The 25004-nt window shown below is 39.0% G+C and carries 21 protein-coding genes and 3 tRNA genes; 17 read left to right on the top strand and 7 right to left on the bottom strand.

Features of this window, described 5'->3' with window-relative positions:
- Positions 1–4 precede the first annotated feature (4 nt).
- Positions 5–1027 carry a transglutaminase-like domain-containing protein gene (locus PY04_RS06595; protein WP_014734359.1) on the bottom strand — a complete coding sequence of 341 codons (1023 nt, stop codon included), beginning with the start codon at positions 1025–1027 and terminating at the stop codon, positions 5–7.
- 70 nt (positions 1028–1097) lie between these two features.
- Here PY04_RS06595 and PY04_RS06590 point away from each other — a divergent pair, with 70 nt between their 5' ends.
- Positions 1098–2294: a pyridoxal phosphate-dependent aminotransferase gene (locus PY04_RS06590; RefSeq protein ID WP_014734358.1), complete on the top strand. Its 1197-nt coding sequence runs from the start codon at positions 1098–1100 to the stop codon at positions 2292–2294.
- 58 nt (positions 2295–2352) lie between these two features.
- Here PY04_RS06590 and PY04_RS06585 read toward each other — a convergent pair.
- The 3 genes from PY04_RS06585 to PY04_RS06575 form a co-directional block, all read right to left on the bottom strand.
- Positions 2353–2427: transfer RNA gene (locus PY04_RS06585), tRNA-Cys, on the bottom strand.
- A 15-nt stretch (positions 2428–2442) separates the two neighbouring features.
- Positions 2443–2529 (bottom strand) — tRNA-Ser (locus tag PY04_RS06580).
- Positions 2530–2588: 59 nt separating this feature from the next.
- Positions 2589–2665: transfer RNA gene (locus tag PY04_RS06575), tRNA-Thr, on the bottom strand.
- Between the two features lie 105 nt (positions 2666–2770).
- On the opposite strand from PY04_RS06575, the gene PY04_RS06570 reads away from it, so the two are divergent.
- The 4 genes from PY04_RS06570 to PY04_RS06555 are packed head-to-tail and all read left to right on the top strand — an operon-like array spanning position 2771 to position 4577.
- The gene (locus tag PY04_RS06570) at positions 2771–3193 is read left to right on the top strand and encodes a YhbY family RNA-binding protein (RefSeq protein ID WP_014734357.1); all 423 of its coding nucleotides are present in this window, start codon (positions 2771–2773) and stop codon (positions 3191–3193) included.
- A 3-nt stretch (positions 3194–3196) separates the two neighbouring features.
- Positions 3197–3649, top strand: coding sequence for a 30S ribosomal protein S19e (locus PY04_RS06565; RefSeq protein WP_014734356.1), 453 nt, complete (start codon positions 3197–3199; stop codon positions 3647–3649).
- Positions 3650–3693: 44 nt separating this feature from the next.
- Positions 3694–3972 (top strand): PRC-barrel domain-containing protein, encoded by a 279-nt coding sequence (locus PY04_RS06560; protein ID WP_014734355.1) that lies wholly within the window; start codon positions 3694–3696, stop codon positions 3970–3972.
- Positions 3973–3980: 8 nt separating this feature from the next.
- Positions 3981–4577, top strand: a complete 597-nt coding sequence (locus PY04_RS06555; protein ID WP_048056066.1) for a DUF447 domain-containing protein — start codon at positions 3981–3983, stop codon at positions 4575–4577.
- Here the strand turns inward: PY04_RS06555 and PY04_RS06550 are convergent.
- Both PY04_RS06550 and hjc read right to left on the bottom strand, forming a co-directional pair.
- Positions 4557–6122 (bottom strand): CARDB domain-containing protein, encoded by a 1566-nt coding sequence (locus tag PY04_RS06550; RefSeq protein ID WP_014734353.1) that lies wholly within the window; start codon positions 6120–6122, stop codon positions 4557–4559. The two genes, PY04_RS06555 and PY04_RS06550, sit on opposite strands and share 21 nt — an antisense overlap.
- Positions 6119–6487 carry a Holliday junction resolvase Hjc gene (gene hjc, locus PY04_RS06545; protein ID WP_048056065.1) on the bottom strand — a complete coding sequence of 123 codons (369 nt, stop codon included), beginning with the start codon at positions 6485–6487 and terminating at the stop codon, positions 6119–6121. Before hjc ends, PY04_RS06550 begins: the two co-directional genes overlap by 4 nt.
- A 52-nt stretch (positions 6488–6539) precedes the next feature.
- Here hjc and PY04_RS06540 point away from each other — a divergent pair, with 52 nt between their 5' ends.
- The 12 genes from PY04_RS06540 (at position 6540) to PY04_RS06485 (ending at position 24724) form a co-directional block, all read left to right on the top strand.
- Entirely contained in the window at positions 6540–9281 is a 2742-nt protein-coding gene (locus tag PY04_RS06540) for a DEAD/DEAH box helicase (RefSeq protein WP_014734351.1), read from the top strand.
- A gap of 69 nt (positions 9282–9350) precedes the next feature.
- Positions 9351–11441, top strand: a complete 2091-nt coding sequence (locus PY04_RS06535) for a hypothetical protein (protein WP_048056064.1) — start codon at positions 9351–9353, stop codon at positions 11439–11441.
- A gap of 61 nt (positions 11442–11502) precedes the next feature.
- A complete protein-coding gene (locus tag PY04_RS06530; RefSeq protein ID WP_014734349.1) occupies positions 11503–13566 on the top strand; it encodes a prenyltransferase/squalene oxidase repeat-containing protein in 2064 nt (687 codons plus the stop codon).
- A 26-nt stretch (positions 13567–13592) separates the two neighbouring features.
- On the top strand, positions 13593–14687 hold the full coding sequence (locus tag PY04_RS06525; protein ID WP_048056228.1) for a tubulin/FtsZ family protein: 1095 nt from the start codon (positions 13593–13595) through the stop codon (positions 14685–14687).
- Positions 14680–15273: a hypothetical protein gene (locus tag PY04_RS06520; protein ID WP_014734347.1), complete on the top strand. Its 594-nt coding sequence runs from the start codon at positions 14680–14682 to the stop codon at positions 15271–15273. The genes PY04_RS06525 and PY04_RS06520 overlap by 8 nt, the downstream gene beginning before the upstream one ends.
- A gap of 89 nt (positions 15274–15362) precedes the next feature.
- Positions 15363–15980 (top strand): class III signal peptide-containing protein, encoded by a 618-nt coding sequence (locus PY04_RS06515; protein WP_014734346.1) that lies wholly within the window; start codon positions 15363–15365, stop codon positions 15978–15980.
- A 1-nt stretch (position 15981) separates the two neighbouring features.
- A complete protein-coding gene (locus PY04_RS06510; protein ID WP_014734345.1) occupies positions 15982–16437 on the top strand; it encodes a hypothetical protein in 456 nt (151 codons plus the stop codon).
- A 13-nt stretch (positions 16438–16450) separates the two neighbouring features.
- The gene (locus PY04_RS06505; protein ID WP_148266021.1) at positions 16451–16903 is read left to right on the top strand and encodes a hypothetical protein; all 453 of its coding nucleotides are present in this window, start codon (positions 16451–16453) and stop codon (positions 16901–16903) included.
- A complete protein-coding gene (locus PY04_RS06500) occupies positions 16900–18612 on the top strand; it encodes a hypothetical protein (RefSeq protein ID WP_014734343.1) in 1713 nt (570 codons plus the stop codon). The genes PY04_RS06505 and PY04_RS06500 overlap by 4 nt, the downstream gene beginning before the upstream one ends.
- Entirely contained in the window at positions 18609–20771 is a 2163-nt protein-coding gene (locus tag PY04_RS06495; protein WP_048056062.1) for a hypothetical protein, read from the top strand. The genes PY04_RS06500 and PY04_RS06495 overlap by 4 nt, the downstream gene beginning before the upstream one ends.
- Positions 20771–23977, top strand: coding sequence for a DUF2341 domain-containing protein (locus tag PY04_RS09390; protein WP_014734341.1), 3207 nt, complete (start codon positions 20771–20773; stop codon positions 23975–23977). The genes PY04_RS06495 and PY04_RS09390 overlap by 1 nt, the downstream gene beginning before the upstream one ends.
- Positions 23978–24001: 24 nt before the next feature.
- Positions 24002–24724: a DUF2101 family protein gene (locus PY04_RS06485; protein ID WP_014734340.1), complete on the top strand. Its 723-nt coding sequence runs from the start codon at positions 24002–24004 to the stop codon at positions 24722–24724.
- On the opposite strand, the gene PY04_RS06480 is transcribed toward PY04_RS06485, so the two are convergent.
- Positions 24679–24948 (bottom strand): hypothetical protein, encoded by a 270-nt coding sequence (locus tag PY04_RS06480; RefSeq protein ID WP_048056061.1) that lies wholly within the window; start codon positions 24946–24948, stop codon positions 24679–24681. The genes PY04_RS06485 and PY04_RS06480 overlap by 46 nt on opposite strands.
- Positions 24949–25004 lie beyond the last annotated feature (56 nt).

Below are 25004 nucleotides of genomic sequence, written 5' to 3'. Positions count from 1 at the left end.
CGCGTTAAATTAACCACCACTCCTTTCTCTTCATTAGGAATATTCCGATGGCGATAGTAAGGAAGTATGCGAATCTCCACTGGTCGTTCTCAAGCTTTGCTTTATAAATTCTATCTAAAATTATCGCACTTTTTGTGATCTTGTAGATCCTGATTTCTCTTACTTCCCATATTCTTCCAATTTTCTCGACAAACGTTTCGAACTTTGTTGGGTTAGACCCCCAATCAACTATCCAAAGGGTTCCATTGTACATTATGGCCGCAGCTGCATGGCCTCCTGATTCATCCCCCTTGAATACCGTGTGAACGATGTAAACGGGTGTTATATTGTTATATAAGAAAATTTGGGCGATTAACAGAGCAAAATCACTACATACCCCTATTTTTCTTCCAATAGTTTCTTCTGGTGTTTGTATATATGTAACGACGCTTTTTAGCCTACCATAATCATATGGAATACGAGAAATCAATTTTTCTACTTCCATTGCTGCCTCCCAAGGATTCGTGGTATTTAGCTTTATTCTTACGTTTCCATATCTGTAGATCAGTACACATACCATAGAAGCTCTAAAATCGTAGAGCCATGCAGTTCTGTACCTGCATAAGTTCTCATTAAAAGTTACAACTTCATGCTTGTTAATAATAACATGATCATTTTGGAAATTCCAGAGAAATGAAGATAGTGCAGGCATCAATAGAAAGACAATAAAGAATAGGCCGAGAATATTAAAGTCTATGAACCTAAACCTCCTAAACTTATACTGGAATTTCAAAAAATGTTTTTGCTCAGGGTTAACAATTGTCTCCAATTTTTCTCCATATTTCCATAATGTAAGGAGGATTGAGTTCTTTTTTCTCTTTCCTATTTTCATCCTACTAACTTCATCGAGAAGCCTAAGGTATTCTAAGAAAGCGTCCTTTGGAGTTAAATTCTGCAGCTCTCTAATTTTTTTGGCTATTTTAGGTTCCAACACCTCAAGTTCTCTAGAACATTCTTCTAGAATTTTCCTATGTTTTCCATTTTCCACAATTCACTACCTAAAATATTTCATGGCAAAGGATTTAACTAATTTATGCATAATATTTCATGGTGGGAATATGATTAGGGCTTCTAAAAGGGCTCTCTCTGTTGAGTATGCGATTAGAGACGTTGTTTTACCTGCCAGAGAACTTGAAAAGAAAGGAATTAAAGTAATAAGACTTAACATAGGTGATCCAGTAAAATTTGACTTCCAACCACCCGAACACATGAAGGAGGCATACTGTAGGGCAATAAAAGAGGGTCATAACTACTATGGAGATAGTGAGGGCCTCTTGGAGCTTAGAGAGGCTATAGTAGAAAGAGAAAAGAAGAAAAATGGAGTTGATATAACCCCAGATGACGTGAGAGTAACTGCGGCAGTTACAGAAGCTTTACAGCTGTTGTTTGGGGCTCTTTTGGATCCTGGGGACGAAGTGTTAATCCCTGGGCCTAGCTATCCTCCATATACTGGCCTAGTTAAGTTCCTAGGAGGAGTTCCTATAGAGTATAGAACCGTTGAAGAAAACGGATGGCAGCCAGACATAGATGATCTCAGAAAGAAAATTACTGAGAAGACAAAAGCTATAGCTGTTATAAATCCAAATAACCCAACCGGGGCTCTTTATGAAAAGAAAACCTTAAAGGAGATTCTTGATGTTGCAGGAGAGTATGATTTGCCAGTAATAAGCGATGAAATATATGACTTAATGACCTATGAAGGAAAACACGTTTCTCCTGGATCCATAACAAAAGATGTTCCCGTTATAGTTATGAACGGCCTTTCCAAAGTGTACTTTGCTACTGGGTGGAGATTGGGATACATGTACTTTGTAGATCCAGAAAACAAGCTGGCTGAAGTTAAAGAAGCCATTGACAAACTGGCCAGAATAAGACTTTGTCCAAACACACCGGCACAGTTTGCTGCAATAGCAGGGTTGAAAGGGCCAATGGATTACCTAGAAGAGTACATGAAGAAGCTTAAGGAAAGAAGGGACTTCATTTACAAGAGACTTAATGAGATTCCCGGGATTAGTACAACTAAACCTCAGGGAGCATTCTACATATTCCCCAAGATTGAAGAAGGGCCTTGGAAGAGTGATAAAGAGTTTGTTCTCGATGTTCTTCACAATGCTCATGTGCTCTTTGTCCATGGTTCAGGATTTGGAGAATACGGTAAAGGCCACTTTAGAGCGGTATTCTTACCTCCAATCGAAGTTCTTGAAGAAGCTATGGATAGATTTGAGAAGTTCATGAAGGAGAAGCTATCTTCATGATTTTCTCTTTTCTATACCTCCTTTGCTCTTCTCATGGCTTACTTAATAAAGAATAGGATGGAGCCGGGACCGGGATTTGAACCCGGGTAGAGGGGATCTGCAGTCCCCCGCCTGGCCTCTAGGCTATCCCGGCATTGCAGTAATAGAATGGCGCCGCGGCGGGGATTTGAACCCCGGCGGGACCACGCCCACCGGCTTAGCAGGCCGGCGCCCTACCAGGCTAGGCTACCGCGGCACTCCCGATAGGGTTTGAGTTCATGGAGGATATTTAAAGTTTTTGTCGAGGGAAAACTGTGGAGCCGGGACCGGGATTTGAACCCGGGACCTGGGGATTACGAGTCCCCCGCCCCACCAGGCTAGGCTATCCCGGCTCGTGTCCATTTTGGGCTAAATCTGAAATAACCTTATAAATTTTATTCCCAACTCCGACACCTTTAAAAGCCAACTAGAAATTGTTGAAACAAGGGTGAGATGTTATGGTCACTAAAAGGCTACCAGGAAAAATTAGGCGAGCTCTTAGGGCGAGATATTATGATATTGAGCCTAGGGCGTGGATTGGAAAGAGAGGGCTTGAAGATAGTGTAATCAAGGAGATCGAAACTCAGCTAGCCAGAACAGGTGTGCTAAAAGTTGAAATAAGAAAGGGCGCGCTTATAGCGACCAAGATGACAAGAAAGGAAATTGCGGAGAAAGTGGCGGAGCTGACTGATAGCGAGTTGCTTGAGGTTAGGGGCAAAAGGTTTATATTATTCAAGCCGAGAGAGGGTTGGGAAAGGTATTTAAAGAGGCTCCAAATGAAGGAGCAATCAAAGAAAAAAGTTAAGGAAGAACCAATTCGCAAGATCAAGCTCGATGTCCTCGAGTTCAGAAAGAAATTCAAAAGAGGGAGGAGGGGTTGAAAGATGGCAACAGTTTATGATGTTCCTGGTGATCTTTTAGTTGAGAGGGTTGCTCAGAGGCTTAAGGAAATCCCTGAGATAAAGCCTCCAGAATGGGCACCGTTCGTCAAGACCGGCAGGCACAAGGAGAGGCTTCCAGAACAGGAGGACTGGTGGTACTACAGGGTGGCTTCAATATTGAGGAGAGTTTACATTGATGGCCCGGTTGGTATTGAGAGGCTTAGGACGTACTATGGTGGAAGGAAAAATAGGGGTCACGCTCCAGAGAAATTCTATAAGGCTGGAGGTAGCATAATAAGGAAGGCTCTCCAGCAACTAGAGGCTGCAGGATTCGTTGAAAAGGTTCCAGGAAAGGGTAGGGTAGTAACTCCAAAAGGTAGAAGCTTTCTAGACAAGATCGCAACTGAACTTAAGAAGGAGCTCGAAGAAGTCATTCCTGAGCTCAAGAAATATTAACAACATTTTTATACTCTCATTTTAACAAATTTTAGGGATGAGCTATGGTTAGGATAAGGGCATCAAAGCTGAGGGATGTTGAGCTAATCACTGACACTGGGATAAGACTTGGATGGCTTTATGATATCCTATTTGATGAGGATGGTAGTCAGGGTGAAAAGGGAGAGATATTAGCGATTCTCGTCGATCCAGATGAGGATCTTGATTTAAGCTCTTTCACAGTTACTGACGATGGTTTATTAGTTATCCCGATGAGAGCCATCAAAAGCATAGGAGAAGTAATAGTTGTAGATTCGGCTGAACTTGCTAGAATTGCTAGATAATCCTGGCGATGATAGAAAAGCTATTTCCCGAAGAAAGTAAGGTGTACGAGGTCCTTTTAATAACAAGGTCAAACATGACTCCAGTGGGTATTACAAGGATTGGGAAATTTTTATATTTTAAAATTTTCCAAGGTAAAAGCTTTGATGACCTCAAAAAGGATAACTCTGTTGTAATTCAAATAATCGATGACCCAGAGATTCTAGTTGCTCTTGCTTTTAATTTTCCCATATCCCTAAAGCTTGAAAAGTGTGAGAAATTGGAGCTGAATAGAGTTGCAGGATATCCTTGGGTAGAGGGACATGCTGACTGTAAAGTTATAAGTGTGAAAGATTCCCTAGGAGAAAGTCTAGCTAGAAAATGTAAAGTTTCCCCTATCTATGTTGGAATCACACAAAAAACCCCTAGGCCAATAAGTAGGGCAGATAACTATCTTATTGAGTTGGGGGTTATTGGGAGTAGAGCCCTATATGCACTAAAAAAGAACCTCCCTATTGGTACTAGGCTCTTTAAAGAAGTTGAGAAATTGTATTGGGAATATAGGAGGCTTGGAGGTAAATCAAAAATAGCAGAAGAAATTTATAATCTATGCAAGAACTATTTGTAATATGGCTTCTTCTCCTGGCTCTAATTCCTCAATCTCCCAGATTATTCTGCTATCTTCGATTCTGACTTTTCCCTTATTTGTCCAAGCCTCTTTTGCACTTGCAAGAATTTCGTAGCTGAAATTTTTCAGGGGGATTAGTCTGGGAGCTTTGACTTTAATGAAGTAATACTTCTCTATTCTATCCTCTGTGATTATTGGTCTAAAGAACGCGAGATATGAACTTCCTCCTAATGTGACAAAGAACAGGCCGAGAATAATTACTATCCATCTGTCTATTATGGTCTTACCCTTGATTTCTTGAGTTACTGTTATTGTATGCACTATCTTCTTAGTTTCTGTTTTCGTTAACTCTGTAGTTTTTGGTATTGTCATCGTCTTTTTTTGTGGTAGCACATTTATTTCGATTGACGAAGGCAGATATTTCAAACTTTCCACAGATATCTGTATCTTTCCACTTCCGATTCTTGATACATTAAATGCACAGATTCCCTCAGAGTTTGTTACATTGTAGAACACTCCCCTTATACTGGAAACCTTCACCGTGATATTTCCTATCGGATAACCTAAAGAGTCAACGACTTTAACAATTAAACTATTGTTTTCTGTGTATGCAACTATTATCGGCTTCTCAACCCTAACTATACTCTCACTTATTACACCGTCAAGATATACTCGAATCATATATAGACCAGGGGCTTTTACACTATATTCAACAAGTCCATTGTAGTCGGTAAAGAAAGTCGAATTTCCAATAACAACCTTTATTCCACTTACGGGTTCCTTCGTGTCTTTTCTGTAAACCTTAACTAATATCTCTCCGTTTTCAAAATAAGCTGTATAGGTGAGGGGCCTTCTATAGACTTCAAACATAAAAACCTTGGCTTCTTTTCTTCCATAAAAATCGGTTTTAATCTCTACTCTGTACTCGCCTAGAGGAAGATTTCCTAACGCTATTTTCTTCTTCCATTCTCCCCAGGGTTGTATCATAACCTTATCGGAAAACTTTCTAATAGTTTCTTCTCCCTTCCTAACTACTATCTCAACATTTCCATATAACAGTACATTCGAAGTTGAGAGGATTTTTGCTGTCAAAGTTACATTTTTGCCATAAAGAAATTTCTTATCTCCCAAGATATCCACGGTATAATTTATCACTGACTTAACTTTAATAGAGAACTCTCCAATACTAAGCTGGTTACCGACTCTTGCTCCAATTCTAACCGTATATACTCCGGCTTCAGCTTTTAGGATGTATATAGTAATGGGAAGTGTTACGGTGCCGTTAGGGGGTATTTCTTTTATAAAGCCTTGAGTGAATATTACGCCCTTTATATCGTCAAGTGCAAAAACCGTTACATTACTTGCAGAAGCGTTTCCAAGGTTAGTTATCGTGACATTAATGGTAACGGTTTGATTGGGGAGAGCTTCTATTTTATCTGGAGACACTTTTACAATTAGCACAGGCTGCGCAGAGATGGAAGGTATTGTTGAGCAAATCATAATCCCAATCCAGAACATTAGAGCCACAACATGATGTTTTTTCATCTTTCATCCCCCAACTTTCTTTGAATTCCCAAAAATACTTCTAGAGGATCTCCATCATTAATGCTAAACCTAATCGTCTCAATTTTCTCCACATTCATAAACTTCCACCCATTTCCGATGAATTTTACCGCTAATACTGGAATTCCTCCAAATTTTCTAGAAAACGAAACGAGTCTTTCTATGTCCTCTTTCTTTATGTATATCTTATCCTTTTTTGTAGACTTAACCTCTATACAGAGGAATTTTTTCCCATTCCCTGCTACAAGATCTACCTTCTTACTTCCTGCTGATCTAACTACTGCAAATCCATGTTTTTCGAGCATCTTAATTAATTCCCTTTCGCTATTTGCACCTTTCCTGTACATACACAAATAATTACCATATACTTTTAAGTGAGTTTTTATTGGGTAACTTGGTATGCACATCTTAATCAGAAAGGCCATCAAAGAAAAATTTGGCAGACTGAATCAAATTCAAATTGAAGCGTTTAGAAGGATCTATGGAGAGAAAAAAAGTACCTTAATAATAGCCCCGACAGGTAGTGGTAAAACTGAGGCCGCAATTCTCCCTGTAATAAATTCTATTCTTGAGGAGAACTTACCTCCGATATCTGCCCTTTATATAGCTCCTCTCAAGGCTCTTAATAGGGATCTCTTAGAGAGACTTATGTGGTGGGGGAAAAGGACAGGGGTTATGGTCGATGTTAGGCATGGAGATACACCACAGTCAAAAAGGGCAAGGCAAGTAAGGAATCCTCCCCATATTTTGATAGTAACGCCAGAAACTTTGCCAATAATATTGACAATGAAATCTCTCCGACCATTCCTTAGAAACGTGAAATTTGTGATAATAGATGAAATTGCGGAACTCGTTGACAATAAAAGGGGAGTTCAGCTGATTCTAAACCTAGAAAGGCTCAGGCTAATTTCTGATTTCATAAGGATTGGATTATCGGCTACCGTGGGTAATGAGGAAGAAATTAGAGAATGGTTAAAGGCTGATGTTATTGTAAGGCCAAGGCTAAAGAAGAAGTACAAGTTTAAAGTCCTATATCCGAGAATATCTGAGGAAGATGAAAAGCTCGCTGAGAGATTAAAGATTCCTTCAGATGTCGCTGCTAGGTTAAGAACGTTGTGGAATATAGTTGAGAACTACAGAAGGGCACTAATTTTTGTAAACACTAGGCAGTTCGCTGAAGTTTTGGCACATAGACTTAAAGCATGGGGAAAACCTGTTGAAGTTCATCACGGTAGTCTTTCAAGGGATGCTAGAATAGAAGCGGAGAAGAAACTTAAGAATGGAGAAGTAAAGGCTTTGGTCTGTACATCTTCAATGGAGTTAGGCATTGACATTGGGGACGTTGACGTTGTTGTTCAATATATGAGCCCAAGACAAGTCAATAGGTTGATTCAGAGGGCAGGAAGAAGTAAACATAGGCTTAGTGAGACTAGCGAGGCTTATATAATTACAACAAGTCCGGAAGACTACCTTGAAAGCCTTGTCATTGCGAAGAGGGCACTTGAAGGAAAACTCGAACCCGTAAGACCTTATATGAATGCTAGGGATGTTTTGGCCCACTTTGTGGTTGGATTATTAATAGAGTATAAGGAAATTAGCATTAGTGAACCATATAGAATTGCAAAATCAACATATCCTTACAAGAATCTCTCTTGGGAGGATTACCTAGAAGTTCTGAGACTTCTTGAGGAGGCAGGGATAATAAAAATCGTGGAAGGAAAACTAAAGCTTGGTAGGAGATCGTATAAATACTATTTTGATAACCTATCAATGATACCGGACGAGATCAGCTACAAGGTATTAGACGTTGTATCTGGAAAAATTATTGGTCGACTAGACGAAAACTTCGTGATAGAGCTTGAAGAAGGTGTTGAATTTATAATGCATGGGCGGAGTTGGATTGTGCTAGAAATCGATAGGGACGGGGAGATAGTTAAGGTCAGAGAGTCTGGGAATATCGAAGGTGCCATACCTAGCTGGGAGGGGGAACTAATACCCGTCCCCTATGAGGTTGCTAGAGATACGGGCGTTCTCAAAAGGGAACTCTTATATGATATTTCTAGGGGAGTCAAACTAATAGAGGGAGTTGAGTTTGAAGATGAAGATATTAGAAGGGTTGTAGAAGAGCTCAAGGGAAGTTTGCTCTCCACAGATAGGGATATTGTTATTGAGGTGGTGGGAAAGATAGCAATAATTCATGCAAGCTTTGGGAATAAAGTTAATGAAACTCTAGCGAGGATTCTCTGGGTTCTTCTTTCCTCAAAATATGGGAACATATTTTCAATGAAAGCGTATGCTCATGCAATAGTTATAAAAGCACCTTTCAAATTAAATCCACAAGAAATCGCAGATTTTATCTCCGTTATTCCCCCAGAAGGAATTCCTGAGCTTGTGATAAAAGGGGCTAAGTTTAGCTCAATATATAGATGGAAGATGATCAATGTTGCTAAAAGGATTGGGGCACTCTCGAAGCGAGCAAAGGTTAAAAGCATAGAAAAGTTGTTTGAAGGGACTATTATTGAAAAAGAAACTCTAAATGAGATATTTCAAGAAAAAGTTGACATTCCAACGAGTATACAAATTATCAGAAGCATAAGAGAGGGATTCTTAAGGATAAAAACTACAATTAATGAAAAGCCAAGCATTTTAGCTCTCCCATACATGAACTTCCTTGGGGAATTTTTGATTTCTGGCCCGTTCACAGAAGAGGATCTAAGAGAAATGTTCTATCAGAAGTTGCTTGAAAAAGATATTGTCATGGTTTGTACCAATTGTGGATGGCATTGGAGAACAAAAGTTGGGAGAGTGATTGGGAGAGGGAATGTAACATGTCCAAAGTGTGGATCACTCATGTTAGCTCCTCTTCATCCCAAAGATGCTGAGGAATTCTTAAAGGTTCTTAAAAAAGTTAAGAATAAAATGAGACTTAGTGCAGAGGAGGAAAGGGTTTACCTTAGAGGACTAAAGGCTTCAGACTTGTATAGAACTTATGGAGAAAATGCAGTTTTGGCATTGGCAACTTATGGTGTTGGTGTTAAAACAGCGAGTAGGGTTCTTGCAAGCATTCCAAGATCACAACTTATTTCCGAATTAATGGAGCTTGAGAAGAAATATATAAGGACAAGGAAGTTTTGGGATTAACCAAAAGAGCTTTATACTTATCAAAAATTCTAAACTTAAGAATCATCAAATAATGGGGGTTGGGAGAGGATGAGAAAAGCGGGTGTACTAATTCTACTTATCCTAATTGGCTCTTCAATGTTGTTTATACCAAAAGTGAAGGGAGAAGAAACAATGTATTCAAGTCTGACAACGATTGGGTTAAAATTAGGTTGGGGGATAAAGTTCTCAGAGAAATACCTTGTGAAATTTGAAGACGTTGACGTTGACTGGACAAAGGTAAAGATAAGGGTATATGAGAATAATAATCCAATGAAAACGTTCATATTAGCAGAAGACGAAACTGGATACTATCCATCTCAAGATAATATCCTTCTGGCAATTAAAATTAGCGGGATATGGAAGGATAAAGGCGTAGTTTATGTGAAGCTCTCAACTCCTATGAAACTACTCGAAGATAACATGGTCTTAAATGAAGGTGACTCCTACACTCTTCCAAAACTCTTTCCAAAGTTCTCCATAAAACTTCTTGACGTTCCCTCCGATACTCAAGCAAAGTTTAGGATAACATATCCGGATGGAGAGACTGTCGATAAACTCCTAGAAAAAGACTCCCCAATAAAAGTACCATATAGATTGAATTCCGACTTTGTTCAGTCTCCTTTCTTAGTGATAACCCTCGTTAGTGCAAAAAAAGATGATGAGGCAGTAGTTGATATATACGTTCCAAAATTTGTATTTTCAAATCCTCAAGTAATTAAGCCCCCAGAAGAAACCGAGGAAGAAGAGCAGTTAACACCTACTGAAGCAACTCAGCTTGTGTATAGCGATATACTTTACGTGGGGGAGAACTTAACTATAGAGTACAATAATACAAAATACAATATTTTGCTAAAAAGCGTTGGATATTACTCTAGGTTTGCCGTACTAGACAGCAAAGGAAAAACCTTAGAAGAATTCTCCGTTAGAGAAGGAAACATTTATCTTTGCACGAAAGCACCTCTCAGGATTGAAATTCCTCCAAATTCCGTTGACATGACTTACAACAGGACTTATGTAAAGGTGTACGCTCCTTTGGGGGCCATAGCAAAGCCAATAATAAGATCTGCAAAAGTCACAGCCGAACTCAAGGTTAGCACAAAGGATCTCTTGCTTGGTGGTGACGAGCTTATAGTTTTCATTAAAGTAAAGAATGAAGGAAGAGGAAATGCATTTCAAGTTAGAGTAGTTGCCCCCGTTCCAAATAACTTCGAGCTCAGGAGTGGAATCGGAGCATGGACATTAAATACCTTAGAGGCATTTTCCGAGATGCCAGTTTTAGTGTACACCTTAAAGCCAAAGGCAGTTGGGACATATACGTTGGGTCCCGTTATCGTTGAGTACTATGACGAAGCTGGAAGAAAGATAACGGTGAAATCAAATGTTATAGAGAAAATAAATGTCTATGCAGTTCCCAGAATAAGCCTAAATGTTGAAGGATTTTCAAATTCCTCCTGGAGCAACTACGTGATTGCAAAAGAAAACTCGACAGTAAAATTGAGGTTTACAATAAAGGCTTACGGAAATAACAATGAATACGAGTTCATAAAGAATGCTTCGCTCCTTGTATCTCTTGGAGATTTCTTAGATGGAAAAGATGTAATTGAGATAGGGACACTAAAGGCTGGTGAAGAGAAGGTTGTGGACTCCCAATATCTTGTTCTTAAACAGGGAGTCTACCCCCTAAAAGTCGTTCTAAAGTTCCAAGATCCCTTAGGAGGATGGCACACGATAGAGTATCCTAATACTGTCCTGATAAACAGTGTTCCACCGAGGATAATAGTTAAAGAAAATACTAAAGTTATCGAGAAATATCCATCCCCGGAGGAATTACCAGAGTTCATAAAGGAAGTTTTGGCTTCCCAGGAGAATGCAACGTATTTAGCAGAGGAAATAGCAAACATAACTAAGGAATACTTGAAAGAAAGTAACAAAGAAAGTCCAAAAGGAGTCAGTTTGGTAGATGTCTTGACGTTCATAGTAATAGCTCTTGTAATAGTATCCGGATGGACTGGATATAGCATGGTCAAATATAAAAATGAACTAGAAAAACTCAAAGCTAGGAGAAAACAGCCAAGACCAGGAGGTCTTCCAAAGAAAGAGGAAGAGGAGATTTCTGAAATTAAAGTATTAACGGAGTAGTTTCTTCCCTATCATAAATTTTATTTAACACCCAGCCTAAATTCTGTGGGAGGGAAATTACATGAGGATGAAGATTGCAGTAGCCCTGATATTCATTAATATTTTATTGCTTCCGATGTCAGCATTAGAAATACTTGACTATTCCGTGGATATTTCGAAGGACTTTCCCGATGATAATAAAACAGAAAATCTTAGCTTGATAGTATTTGCACTTAGCCTAGCCCTTAATAAGAGCGAGAATTTGTCTGTAGATGAAGCCTGGAAGAGAGTCGAGGAGCTACTATCTTGGCAAAATCCAGATGGTGGGTGGGGATACTTTTATGGGAGTGTGAGTTCAGTTCCAGATACCGGATATGCACTAATAGCTCTTGCAGAAGCTAAAAAAGCATTTTCTTTTGATAAAAATAAGGAGAGGAAAATAGTAGAGGCTATAAATAGAGGAATTAGTTTTCTTACGGAGTCTTTTACTGGAGACGGATGGGGATATTTAAAAGGTATGAAGCCCGATTATAGAAGTACCCTATTAGCTTCTGCAGCTCTGGTATTCTTAGAAACTAAGCTTGATCTAGTTGAGAAAGCATATTCAATAATAAGGGATAAAATGCCTTCCGATCCTTATCATCTCTATCTCTGGATAATTGTAACTAGAAAAGTCACAGGTGAAACACCCTCGGATGCCCTTGAAAAATTAGCAACCCTAAACACCGCCCTAGGGGCATATGCTATTCTTTCTCTTAAAGGTTTAAATTTTGAAGCGGCAAAGTTATTAACAAAGGTCGAGGAGGAGAAAGAGGATTGGCCTGATAAATACTACCCCTTATATGCAACGATGGCATTTTCTTTAGTTTCAGAGAACTTAGTGAGCCCTCAAGAAGATGTCTTAGGCAAGGCCTGTAGTATTCTCCAGAGTCTTCAAAATGAAGATGGTGGATGGGGAATATATAGAGGATCTCCTTCAAGTGTTTCAACAACATACTTCGTTTTAAAGGCTGTAAAGATATGCAACCCCAGTAGCGATGCCGCTCAGAGAGGACTCGAATTTATGAGAAAGGTTCTCTTTAGAGAAGAACAACTTATTCTCAGGGATAGATATATGAGAGAAGAATATCTATTTGCTCTTCTATCCCTTTTAGAGTATAATGCTCTCTCACTAGAAGAAAAACAACATGCTAAAGAATTAATTCTTAGTACATATTGGGGAGATAGTTTTGGGAGACAACCATTAATAGTGGCTCTTGCAGTTGAAGCATTATGGAGATTGGGTGTATCTAAGTATGATCCAATTATACATGAAAACGTTGAGTGGTTATTATCTATGAAAAATGATGGGGGATGGGGTTACGTCTTTAGAACCCCAATAACTTACTGGTATTTTGCCCCAGAGTACCCAGAGACTACCATAATCTTTAGTTCTCTCTTAAACGTGGCTCGTCTGGATGATCTCCACGATACAATAGAATATATCCTAAATAACCCACCCTCGCAAGAGTGGGAGAAACTTTATCTTTACGTCTTATTGTCAAAACTCGGCTTTAAGCCAACATGGGAAATTCCAAAGGTGGAAGACTTTTACGAGAGCCCACTGCTTGACGCAACCTTTATTATGTACTACACACTCTTCCCTGAAGTTCCAAAAGTGAATATATACACGGTACTAACAAGCATAAAAGGAAAGAAAGTTAAGATACTAACAACGAGTCCAAGCATAGCTGGTGTCGTTTCAGATGGGTTAAAGGAAATATTCCACACCAATACTAGCATAAGGACTACAGTTCTGATTAAGATCCCAGAGTATGGCAATTATATCTTAATCTATCCCTTGGGAAGGGTCGATGTGTCTAAATACAACGCTGATGTCAAAATTGGAATTATGAAGGGAGTACTTGCTGTAAATGGTATTCCATTATATGGCGATGGGGTTCTCCTTATAGTTCCTGGCAGAAACAGGGATGGAGAGTTGCTTTTCGTTCTATACAAAGGTAGAAATACTGAAGACATAGCAAACCTCCTCTTCAACACACCAATACTCAAGTACCTGCATGGAAAAGCTATCGTGGCATCTTGGGTTGATGAAAACAGAGATGACGAGGTTCAGGAAAATGAGATATCTGTGATCTTCATTTGATTTATTTTTACGGGGGTGAACCTGGAGTGAGGGCAATAATAATAGGAATAGGCCAGTGCGGGACAAAGATAGCAGACATATTTTCTTTAGTTGATTTTGAGGCATTGGCCATAAACACTTCAAGAGGAGATCTTGAATATCTGAAGCATATCCCTCCAGAAAGGAGGATCCTGATAGGCGAGAGCATAGTTGGGGGTAAAGGGGTAAATGCAAATCCCGTTCTCGGGAGAGAGGCAATGAAAAGAGATCTTCCGATGGTAATGAAAAAAATAAACTCCCTAGTTGGGTACGAGGACGTTGATATATTTTTCTTGACTTTCGGGTTTGGAGGTGGGACTGGAGCCGGCGGCACTCCAGTCTTGGCAGAAGCACTCAAAGAGGAGTACCCTGATTCCCTTGTTGTTGCAGTAGGAGCACTGCCACTAAAGGAGGAGGGAATAAGGCCAACTATAAATGCCGCAATAACTATAGACAAGCTCTCAAAGATAGTTGACTCAATAATAGCAATAGACAACAATAAGCTCAAGGAGAGTGGTGAAGATATAAGCCAGGCCTATGAAAAGATAAACTATGCAATTGTTGAAAGAATAGCCTCTTTGTTGGCTTTGATCGACGTTCCTGGAGAACAAACGTTGGATGCAAGTGATTTGAAGTTTGTTCTTAGGGCAATGGGCAGTTTTGCTACAATTGGATATGCAAAAGCAGATGCTTCAAAGATCAAAAGCCTGTCAAGGCTGATAATAAGATCGTTCGAGACAGAGGGACTCTACCTTGATGTTAACATAGAGTCGGCACTTTACGGTCTTGTAGCTATCCATGGGCCTCCTGAAGCCTTAAAGGCTAAAGACATATTTGAGGCATTAAATGAGCTCACGGAAAGGATAAAGGGAAAGCAGATATTTAGGGGATTCTACCCAGATCCTAGGGAGAGGGAAGTTGAGGTTGTTACACTGTTAAGTGGGATATACGAAAGTAAGAGTATAGAAGAGATAATCTTGACCGCAAAGAAATATGCCAGAGATTTTATGAAAGCTAAAGAGGAAAGTGAGATAAAGAAAAAAGAATTACTAAGTGGTCTTCCAGACTTTGACGATATATACCCTGGTGAGGTTGATGATTAAGGTTAAAGATTCTGTTGAAGTCGCTCTTGAACTGGATGAAAAGAAGGTTTACTCCCACATTGCCCACGAGAGTGCTGAAGATATCATAAGAATAATTTCTGCAATAGATGCCGAGAGAGCAAAGCTGAGAGGCATTGAAGTTTATTATAAGGATGATTGGGATCTTCTAATTAGGGAGAGGATAAGAAAAGGAAAAAGGCACACGGTCTTCGATTTTTACAACCCATTTCTCATGGATATTTGGGAGGAAAAAGTTAAGGAGGCAAAAAGAAGCATGAGGATAATATATTATTCAATAATAGCCCTTTCGGGTTTTGCACTTCTTATGATAATCCTCTCCTTCATTACGGGATACCCAACATTCGTCATTGCACTTGGAGTTCTTCCCCTAGCGATTTACATCTTCGACCGCCAGAAGAGTGAAGTGGATATGAAGTATTATGAACTTGTTCAGTTCTTTGTGTATGAGCTGAAAGCCCTTTTGGAAAGATTTGATCTAGATAAGGAAAAATATAAGTTCAATTTATACAATTCAGATTACAAAGGAGTTCTGTTTGACCACAGAGGAAGGGCTAGGGTTGAGTAACTGTTTAGACATATTTGAGGGTCATTATGAAAAATTTAGTGGGTAATGATTAAATAATGGTTTTGTTAAATCTCTAACCAGGGGGGATTATGCGGAAGGGTCAAATTTCCCTAGAGTTCATGTTCCTATTTATGATATTTGTCCTTATGTTAGTGTACTCTTTGAAGTTAACGAGTTTTTCTAGTTCTCCTTCTCAAGATGTTCTCGCTGCTCAAATTGGTGTTGAGGCGAAAGGCCTTGCAAGCTCTATATCGAATGCAATAAGCCAGGTCTATGCTCAAGGTCCGGGGGCGAAGGTTACCACGTATTATAGGTTAACATACCTTAGAGATCCTAACTACATAGAGAAAGCTTTTTTCATAAATAATCCCATTATATGCATATCCTACAGAAACGGAACTTATGTAATGCTTTTAAATGGAACTGAGCCTATAAGCGTCAACTTCGAAGGTGTTAATAAGAATGCTTTCTTTGCAATGTCCCTATATAGGAGGGACTTCCTTACAAACACAACGGTATTTCCTGACCAAATTTTGAATGTGAACTTTGGAGGAACCTTTGTAAATCTTGCTTGTGTTAAATTATCACCGGCGAACCTCCCCAAAATGTTGAAAATAGTAGTTGAATGGAATCCCGAGATTGAAAATATTTGGCAGTACAATTCAACGTCTCAAGAAATTGTGATAAACATTAATCCAGGTGGTTAGAGTGAGGAGTCAGTTAAGCATTGATTTTCTTTTTGCTATAGCACTAATAAGTGTGCTTTCTGTTGGGATAATTAGTATTGGATTACAGGAAAATGAAATGGCAAACACTTTCTCAATGGCAACAAAAATAAAGGTTCTATCTATAACAGTCAGGGATAGCGTTACGAAGGCTTATAGTATGGGTCCAGGATACTCAATTAGACTTAATTTGCCCTTCTCTGTATCTCCCAGTGACTCTATTAAGGTAACGATAAATGGAACAAGTGATTTAGTTCAGATATATTCCACCATTGGTGGAGCAATGTACTATACGCAACAAAAACTTCCCGTCAATGTCATTTCAACTAGTTCTGTGATACTGACGAATGAATCTCCTGAATTTTGGATAATTGTATTCTATAACGCTAGTGAGGGAGGACTAGATGTCAAAGTCTCAAAGAGCCCAAACTTCAGTTGAAGGCCTGTTATTAGTGGGGATAATAGTCTTATCCGCTATTAGTGTATCAATCGTTTATTTAAAAAGCTCAGGTGATATCTCAGTTCTGGTTGAACTCAAAGATTTTGCTGGATATGCTTCTTCCTATATAACCAATGGCGTTGTGGTAAACAAGAGCGAACTCGCTCCATTGAATGAGATTATAACAAGTTATACTGGGTACTATGGGGTTAGATTTTCTTTTATTGGCCTGAAAGTTACTAAGGAAAACTCAAGCGAAATAGTTATCTACCTGGGGTTCTCCCATAATTTGAATAACTTGACTGCTGAAGAGAATTCTAGAATAGCGACGCTACTCGGTGAATTCTTGAAAAATTCCCTGAAAAATCTCCGGATAACGAGCTTAAGGGGTGATGGTATATATATTGGAGAGAAAAGAATTGTAATGAATATAACGGTTAATAATGGATGGAGTGTGATAAGATGAAAAAAGGCCAGATATTCTCACTAGATGCCTTTGTTGCTTTAACCATGACAATAATACTCCTCGGAACAATATCCACCACATCTGATTCAATAAGAGAGGCTATATCATCTATTGTTGAGTGGTATGAGAGAGTTAACATTCCAGATAACATGTTAGATGTCTTGTTAAAAACTCCTGGAGAGCCTCCAAATTGGAATGATAATATTACCAATGCTAAGAGCTTTGGACTGAAAGAGGAGGATTCTCCATTTGTATCTTACGAAAAGGCTCTAGTTTTCTTTGATCTAATCAAAAAAGATGATTCCAAAGTTCTTGACTTCCTCAGAAACTTGAGCCTTGGAAAGCCCTTCTGCCTTGAATTTTATCTTGGTATATGGAACTTCACGGTGAACTTCACATGGAACCCAGATGCAGGCGGAATCTCCGGGAATTTTGATGTATATTCTGGAAGCTGTACAGTAACTGGTACCCAGTCCTTAAAATTTGGTAATCCAACTATAATTCAGTGTTCTCCTCTAATAATAAGGGGATCCGCTAGTATAACATCCGATTCTCCTCTTTGTATCCTTGGAGACGTAAATACAGATGGCTCATTAGATATAACGGTTGGTCATTATCCCCCCACACTTGGAGGACCCTATCCTTACCTTGCAATAGATGGAGACTGGACAATTAATGGGTCAGTTACTGTAAGAGTAGGTGGTAGTGTCTACATAGATAGGGCTTTAATAATTAGGGGACAAGGCAGTAGGCAAATAGATATCGCCAGGGACTTGGTAATATTCGGAGACACGATAAATCCTTACCTTATTGACGTCTCAGGTGTTGCAACAGTAAATATTGGTATTCAAAACTATTTACCAGGAAACCTTTACATCAAAGTTGGAAACATTTGGTATGCTTCAAACAGAACTGGAGAATGGTATGAATGGACAGGGAGTGGATGGGAGAGAGTAAATGAGCCTCAGGTTATCTCCTATACCTCGAGCTTTACACTAAACATATATGGTTATCCACTTCCAGATGATTGGACTCCTCCGTCTCCCCCACCATGTTTCATTTTGGGAGAACTGCCTCTTTCAGTTAGTTCTGCCTCCTTGGATTATACGTACCCCCAAGTCTTAGAGAGATCTCAGGCTTGGGCCAGAGCTGTTTATTACAAAGATAATTTGACAACAGTATTAATTCAAATTCCAAAGAATGCTAGTTGGGTTGAATATGCCAGCAGAGCTGTAACTGTCGATATTAAAAAATACAATATGACTATTGAGGTTTCCTCCAACTATACGAGGCTTATTTCAGGTGTTCTTAAATATACTCCTCCTGCTTATGCAAGGTTTGAGATAACTGTTCCAAATGAAACTGGATACGCCCTATTTATAATCTTAGATGGGGAAAAGACTAAATTACTGGGAGTAACTAAGAGTGCAGTTTCTCCAAATGTCCAAGCGTATCTTTGGAAAGTAAATGCTACTGGGAGAGTTATCCTTCAAAAAACTTATGTAGGAAACGAAACTTCCATAATAATTCCCTGGATCGATGTATTTTCAGAAGTCTCAAGTGAAAGAGGAAAACCCGTTGAGATGTGGATTTACGAAACAAATTTCAATGGTCCGGTATATTTAATAGATGAGTACAATATTGGTCTATTACTTGATAAAAGGTATGAGCTGGGCTTGGTAAAGCTTTGGGTGTGGGATGAGAGATGAGAAGGGGGTTTATATTTACATTTGACGCATTGTTAGCGTTCATCTTGGTATCTACTGTTATTGTGGGAGTTGTAACTATGGAAATTAACACACAAGCCCTGTATCAGACATACATGAGGGAGCAAAGCATGAAGAGTGCGGAAGACGTCCTTACTATCCTAAGAACTGTTCCCCTTAATCAGCTGGTTCCTGGAGATGTAATCCAGGAGTGGATTCGGAATGGAACATTGAACATGACCCTTGTGACTCCTGACATGTCCCCCCTAGACATTCTTGCGACGTATTGGGCTGTTCAGCCACTTTATCCTTCGATTGACTATAAGGCCAGAGCGAGGACAATAATAGGATATGTTTTGTCAAGGTTATTGCCTGGCTATGGATATGAGTTCATAGTTGATAACCAATCTTTCGTAAAAGTTCAGGGGATTAAGGAAAGGTTTGATATTTCAACTTCAAGCATGATTCTGAGTGGTTACTCATATAATAGAACCCCTAGGGGATACATAGCGAGGGCTTACTTAACTAAGGCTACTGTTATAAGAGAGGAATTGTATGGATGGTTTAGAGTCCTCGCTGGTCCATATAATTTATATGATGATTACAATATTCTTACTATTACCAGAGAAATTAATCTCCCAGAAGATGCGGAAATAATTAAAGCAGATGGAAAATTTGTAAAGAGATATAGGGAATACCAACTTCTAAAAATAAATGTAGGCTCTCGTTATGAATGTACATTTGGTCCAACTGCTAGAACAATAAACGAGGATTTGACAAATTGTCTAAAGTCAGGTTCAAATAACGTCACTATAATATACTATCTTCCTACCTACCCATATAGGCAAGATGGTATAGGTTCTGCCAGTGGTACAACACTATATATTAAATACAAATCGAATTCTCTTGCAGTTGAGGATCCAGGACTCGTGAAAATTTATAGCGTAACTTCGAAATATACTGGGTTCTTCTACTTGTTAGAGATGTTTGTTCCTGGCAACATAACGGGAATAACAATGAAATTTAAAGTGAATGGTGTTCATAGAGTAAATTTATATTACGGACTTGGAGGTAAGTTAACTCTACTCTTATGGAAACATCCTTCTGTGGATGGAATTGTGGAATTCACAGACAGCGAAATCAGGAATGCTGTAAACAGTAAATTATGTGGCGGTAGGGATTGCTATGCAGAATTTCTTAGTAATATAAGCAAAATGGTTTTTGACTTTGTTGTAGGATTTGATGCGGAGTTTAATCCAGCAAATGGTCGGTGGAAATATGGAGGGGCAAGATGTTATGGTTTTAATTGTACGGCAACTAGCTCTACTTATGGGGGGGTAGGACAGAGAGTGCTATATGGGTACCCCGATTCCTATGTCAAAATTGATTACATACCAAAAACTGCACTGACAATGTATAGTATTCCATTGGCAATATATTTTCCCTATGGAGATCCAAGAGTCAGCTACAATGGAGCAGGACTTCAGGTTAGATATTCCCTACCACCTACAGCTGAGCCATGGTATGCCGATTGGTGGGTTGGATATTCATTTGCTGATTATTCTACAGTTCAACACTTGTATGAGAACAACAGAGAGTTCTATTCTGGTCCATTGGGAAGGTATGCAATAAGGGTCGCTTACACAAGATTATACGACTGGATGATGGTTCCAGGGCAGCAGAATACCTTTGAAATAAGAATGACTGATGGGTCATCATATGTAAGAGATGGTGAAACAAGAGGGATAATAAGATATTTTATTCAGGGATACGCCGGGTATGGTGATATCTTTCCCTATCTCCTCCAAGGATATCCAACATATAAGGGATACAACTTAACTTATTATTACTTTGATGGAAGTAGCGTTGAAAGGAGGAGCATAATAGTTGGTGATCCGCCGTATAAGCAGATCTCAGTTGATGAACTTGATCCAACAAAGTATGCAGTTGATGATGCTGTCCTGAGATTATTTAACAAGCTCAATTATTTAGACGATTTGAATCCTAACGACTGGAGAACTGTACCTTATGATGGGTCTAGATCTAATCCTATCGACATAGACTTGCCTAAGGGAGTTAGTATTCAAACGGCGAGTATGGGTAGTATTCCTGGATTATTCACCCCAATAATGGTAACTCTAAGAATTTGGAGGGAGAGATAATGAGAAGGGGTTTTATAATCAATGCTTCAATTCTCGTGATGTTGATTCCAATTTTATTACTATTAGCAACATATGAGGAAATATCATCCCAGGTAATTCTTAGTCAAAGTGAGAGGGCTTATTCTGAAAGAGTTTATCAAGTTATATCATCGCTTCAATTAGAATTTAAAAGAGCCCTGGAGATATCTGGTAAGAGGGCTCTAATAGCTGCAATTGACTATGTTGCCGTGACTGGTAAGTTCATTTCTCCAACTTATGGAGCGAACAATACAATAAGGGATCTTATTTTAAAAGGAAATTCTCCTCCGTTAGCTGGTTACGATGTAGAAAGAATTATGGGGAATCAAACTATTGAGGCTTGGTTGGGTGAAGTTGAAAAACAATTAAGAAAACAGGGGTTACTTTTTGGGGTCAATAGGGATAGCATTATTAGGAACACTACAATTTTGATTGCTCCCTTAGACTCGTTCAGGATTGTAATAAAGGGAAGAATTAACAGTATAGTAATTAAAGATCTCGCGGGTAAGATAGTTTACAAAGGGAGTATTCCAGAGAAAGGTTACGTTTATTCAATAGTTGACTTAAATGGTCTTGAAGATCCCATGTTCTCAGCGGTTACTGGGGGAAGATATCAAAGGATTGTAAGGGCATGTAAATATGCCTACCCGGAGATCTTTGCAAAACCTGTTAAAGTTATTGAGGGGTCTGGAGTTAGTAGTACTTCTCCAGTAATTGGCAGATATTCAACGGCAGTAACGTCGGATACAATATATATTGGAGAAAAGTATCCGGGTGATGGAGCGTTGGCATATGTCTTAAAGGAAGGTGACTTTTCTGAAACAACAGCTCCAATCATTGTAAACACAACGGTAGGAGGAGAACTCGTAAATCCGGCCGATGTGTTTAAAGAAGGCGATATGGGTGTTCTTGTATTTGGTAGTGCTGTCACTTGGTGTAACTATACTTATCCCTACCGTGTATCTTTTACTGTTCCTGCAAGCTATATTGGAAAGCTCGTTCTTCTTGAATTCAATGCAACGGACTATCCTTTCAGCTCAATTCCTCATTCGGGAGCATCTGGGGCTTTGGTACTTTATACCCCAGATTGTGTTGAGGCTAGTTACTGGATAGAGAGCTGGGATGATCAAAAGGTTCTAATATGGCTGAGACCGACTACAACCACTTATTATATCTATTATTCTAAATCTTCCGATGTTCCATATAAGAGAGGAAGTCTGCTGTCTGTGTTTGGAGCGAACTATACTCAGAATGTTACTTTATCCCCTGGGACTGTATTTCCACTCTTTACCACAGCTCAAAGAGAATTCTTTGTTAGGTACAATCTTTCGGCATCATGGAATAATGATTTCAATGGAGGGGTGGAGATAAGTTTGAATGCCACTGGGATCCCGGATATTAGTATTATTGAAGTGCAGTTAAGTTATCCTAAAACCATTACAGATGTTCAGGTTCCAATATACCTGAACTCCACAATTGCCAGCTTGATTCCCCATGATTCCACGACAAACAAGGCGAAAATTAAGGTGTATGCTGACGGCTCACTTACTAAAGAAGTTCCCTTCTGGATAGAGTATTGGGGCGATGGGGGAGCATTAATATGGGTTAGAACTGACCTCCCTGGAAGCGTTTACATAGCTTACTCTGACTCCTTCCAATACACGAGGGGAGATGGGAATTCAGTGTTTCTGTTCTTTGATGATTTTAATGAAAGCAGAACCGAGCTAGAGCAAAATTGGATAATTAATGGGGTGGTTTCTTTGAATCCTAGTGGAAATGGCACCCTAACTATTTTTGGTGGAGATAAAGTGTATGCCCTGAGAACAAGAAAACCTCTCAATATAAATAATCAATTTGTTGTTGAATTTAGAATGAGGCCAAGTTTTGAATACGAAGGGAAGTGGAATGCAGGAATTGGGCTCCAATATAAGATATTTAAGTTAAACATAACATTATTATTTACTGATGACATCTCAAAAAATTTCTTGGCTCAATATTATGCTTGGGGGTGGGTTTTGATCTCTAGTTCAAGTCCTAGGGGAGACTATGGCTATCATGTATATTCTGTTGAGCTAAGTTACTATTCTTATTTATCTGGAACTTTTGAATTTAAGGATTTAACTGCTCAAAACAGACAAGAAACTGTTAAAGATTGGGTATTTAAGTTCCCCTTATACTATTTGTATATATTTATAGATAGTGGATCTTCATCGAGAGGGGCAATCTTTGATTGGATATTCATAAGGAAGTACATCAATATCGGCGACTTATCTCAAAAAATCACGATACTTGGAACTCCCGTGACCTTCCAGTTCGTCGACAACTGGACTACTGAGAAACTTCTGATCCTCAAGGACTGGAAGGATAAGCTGGCAAGTTATTCCCCAGGGACGTGGTTCATATCCAATCCAAACAGGTATGAGGTCAAGTTCAATGCCGCCAATGGCTTAAACTTAACCTACATTCATGAACCACGGGTTTCTTCTGAGACTTCCCAAGTAACACTCTCCGGAGATGTTACTAGTGATATTTCAGTTTACCTTGTGGTTAATAATACCGTTGGTAACAGAGGATTCTTCTCGTGGGTAATATGGGGGGATTCTTACATAACCTATACTCCTCTTCTCTCTCAAGAAGAAACCAAGCCACCTGAGAACCTTGCGAGGGCTTATGATCTTGAACCTTTCCTGCTCTGTATCAATGAGCAAGAGAGGGTTGGAAACAGGGAGGGGGAGATAGGATACTTTGGCGTGTCCTGGGGAATGTCTTTCTTTGAGAGACTCGAGGGTAGCACGGTTAATCATGAAAAATACGTTAGATTGTCTGAACAAATTCAAAATGAAGTTGGTTTAGCTAAGAATGGCATGTATTATCCAATAGGACTCGTAAGCTTTATGGTACCCACGGATAGTCTAACTTATTACTTTGATGAGAAGCTTAACAACTTGTTCTTAACAGTGCTTCAAAGGGCACCAGAGGAAAATGTCAGTAGTGTTGACTTCTGCTTCTTAGATCACTACTTCCCAGGAAAGCTCCTAGTTGATAATCCAATATGTGATTTACAAACATATAGAGTTTACGGGATATCAGATTCCCCAGATAGGGATAGTGTTTACTTCTTCATAGATGAAAATACGGCATCTACGATGTTCGGAGTAACGGGGGCTAGAGACTTATTACAGAGATAAGCATATAGTCATGGGTGATGCAAAATGGCTATAATAGAACTCTTAGATAAAATAGGGCAGAAGACCGAGGAAATTTTCAGAATTTTAAAGTCATTTTTATTTCCAAAGCCCACTAACAAGCCTCCTATACTAAGACTCAAAAAATATACACTGCATGAAACTTTCAGTCTTCAATTGCAACTTTCTTTTATCTTATACCTAATTGTAGGTGTTATCTTGATAATTCTCAACACTTCTATTCTACTACTAATTGCAATCTCGATTTTTGAGTTTCTTTTCATTAGGTATACTCTGGTTAGAGGGTCTGACTACATAATAAATATTGAAGCTTACAGATATTTCTATCATGGGCTTGTTTTTATTTCGGCAATTGCTCTAGTGGGATATGAGATTCTGAGAAATCTCAATGTTGGCATTCTCTACCTCTATGTGTTTATTATCGCAATAACACTTCTTGTTTTAGGATTTAGAAATTATTTCAAAATGAAATTTGGCAGAGAATACACTTATGGGATAGTAGAAGAAGTTAAAAATAATCTAGTGAAGGTTTTTGTGCACGATGATATTGCGGCAAATGTTAAGCCGGGATATTATTGGATTGAGAAAGGTGAGAATGTCGTTAATGAAGGGGATCTAGTTAAAATAGTGGTAGAAGATAGAATTTTCAGGGGAGCTGTTCCAAAGGCTATTATCGAAGTCCTTCAATCTTCCCAGACTTCAACGGAGCCAAAGGAGGATATGGAGTAGAGGATCAAAAGGTATATTGAAGTGTAAGGTTCTCTTCCATATGTTTTCACAGAGCTATACCCTTCTTTCTTTATTCTCAACTCCTCAACATCTTCTCCTTTTAGAATAACTTCATTTTCGCGAATTTTAATCTCAATTCCTAACCCCCCGCTTATTCTTTCTATAAGTTTTATAAATTCTCTCCATTTATCAATTTTTGTCTTATAGTACACTGTGTATCCCAAAATCTCACCCTAGATAGTAATAACTTAAATTTTAAAAAGTTTGCCTTTGGTGCATT

Source organism: Pyrococcus sp. ST04 (assembly GCF_000263735.1).
Classification (GTDB): domain Archaea; phylum Methanobacteriota_B; class Thermococci; order Thermococcales; family Thermococcaceae; genus Pyrococcus.
This window is presented reverse-complemented; position numbering and strand designations above follow the sequence as displayed.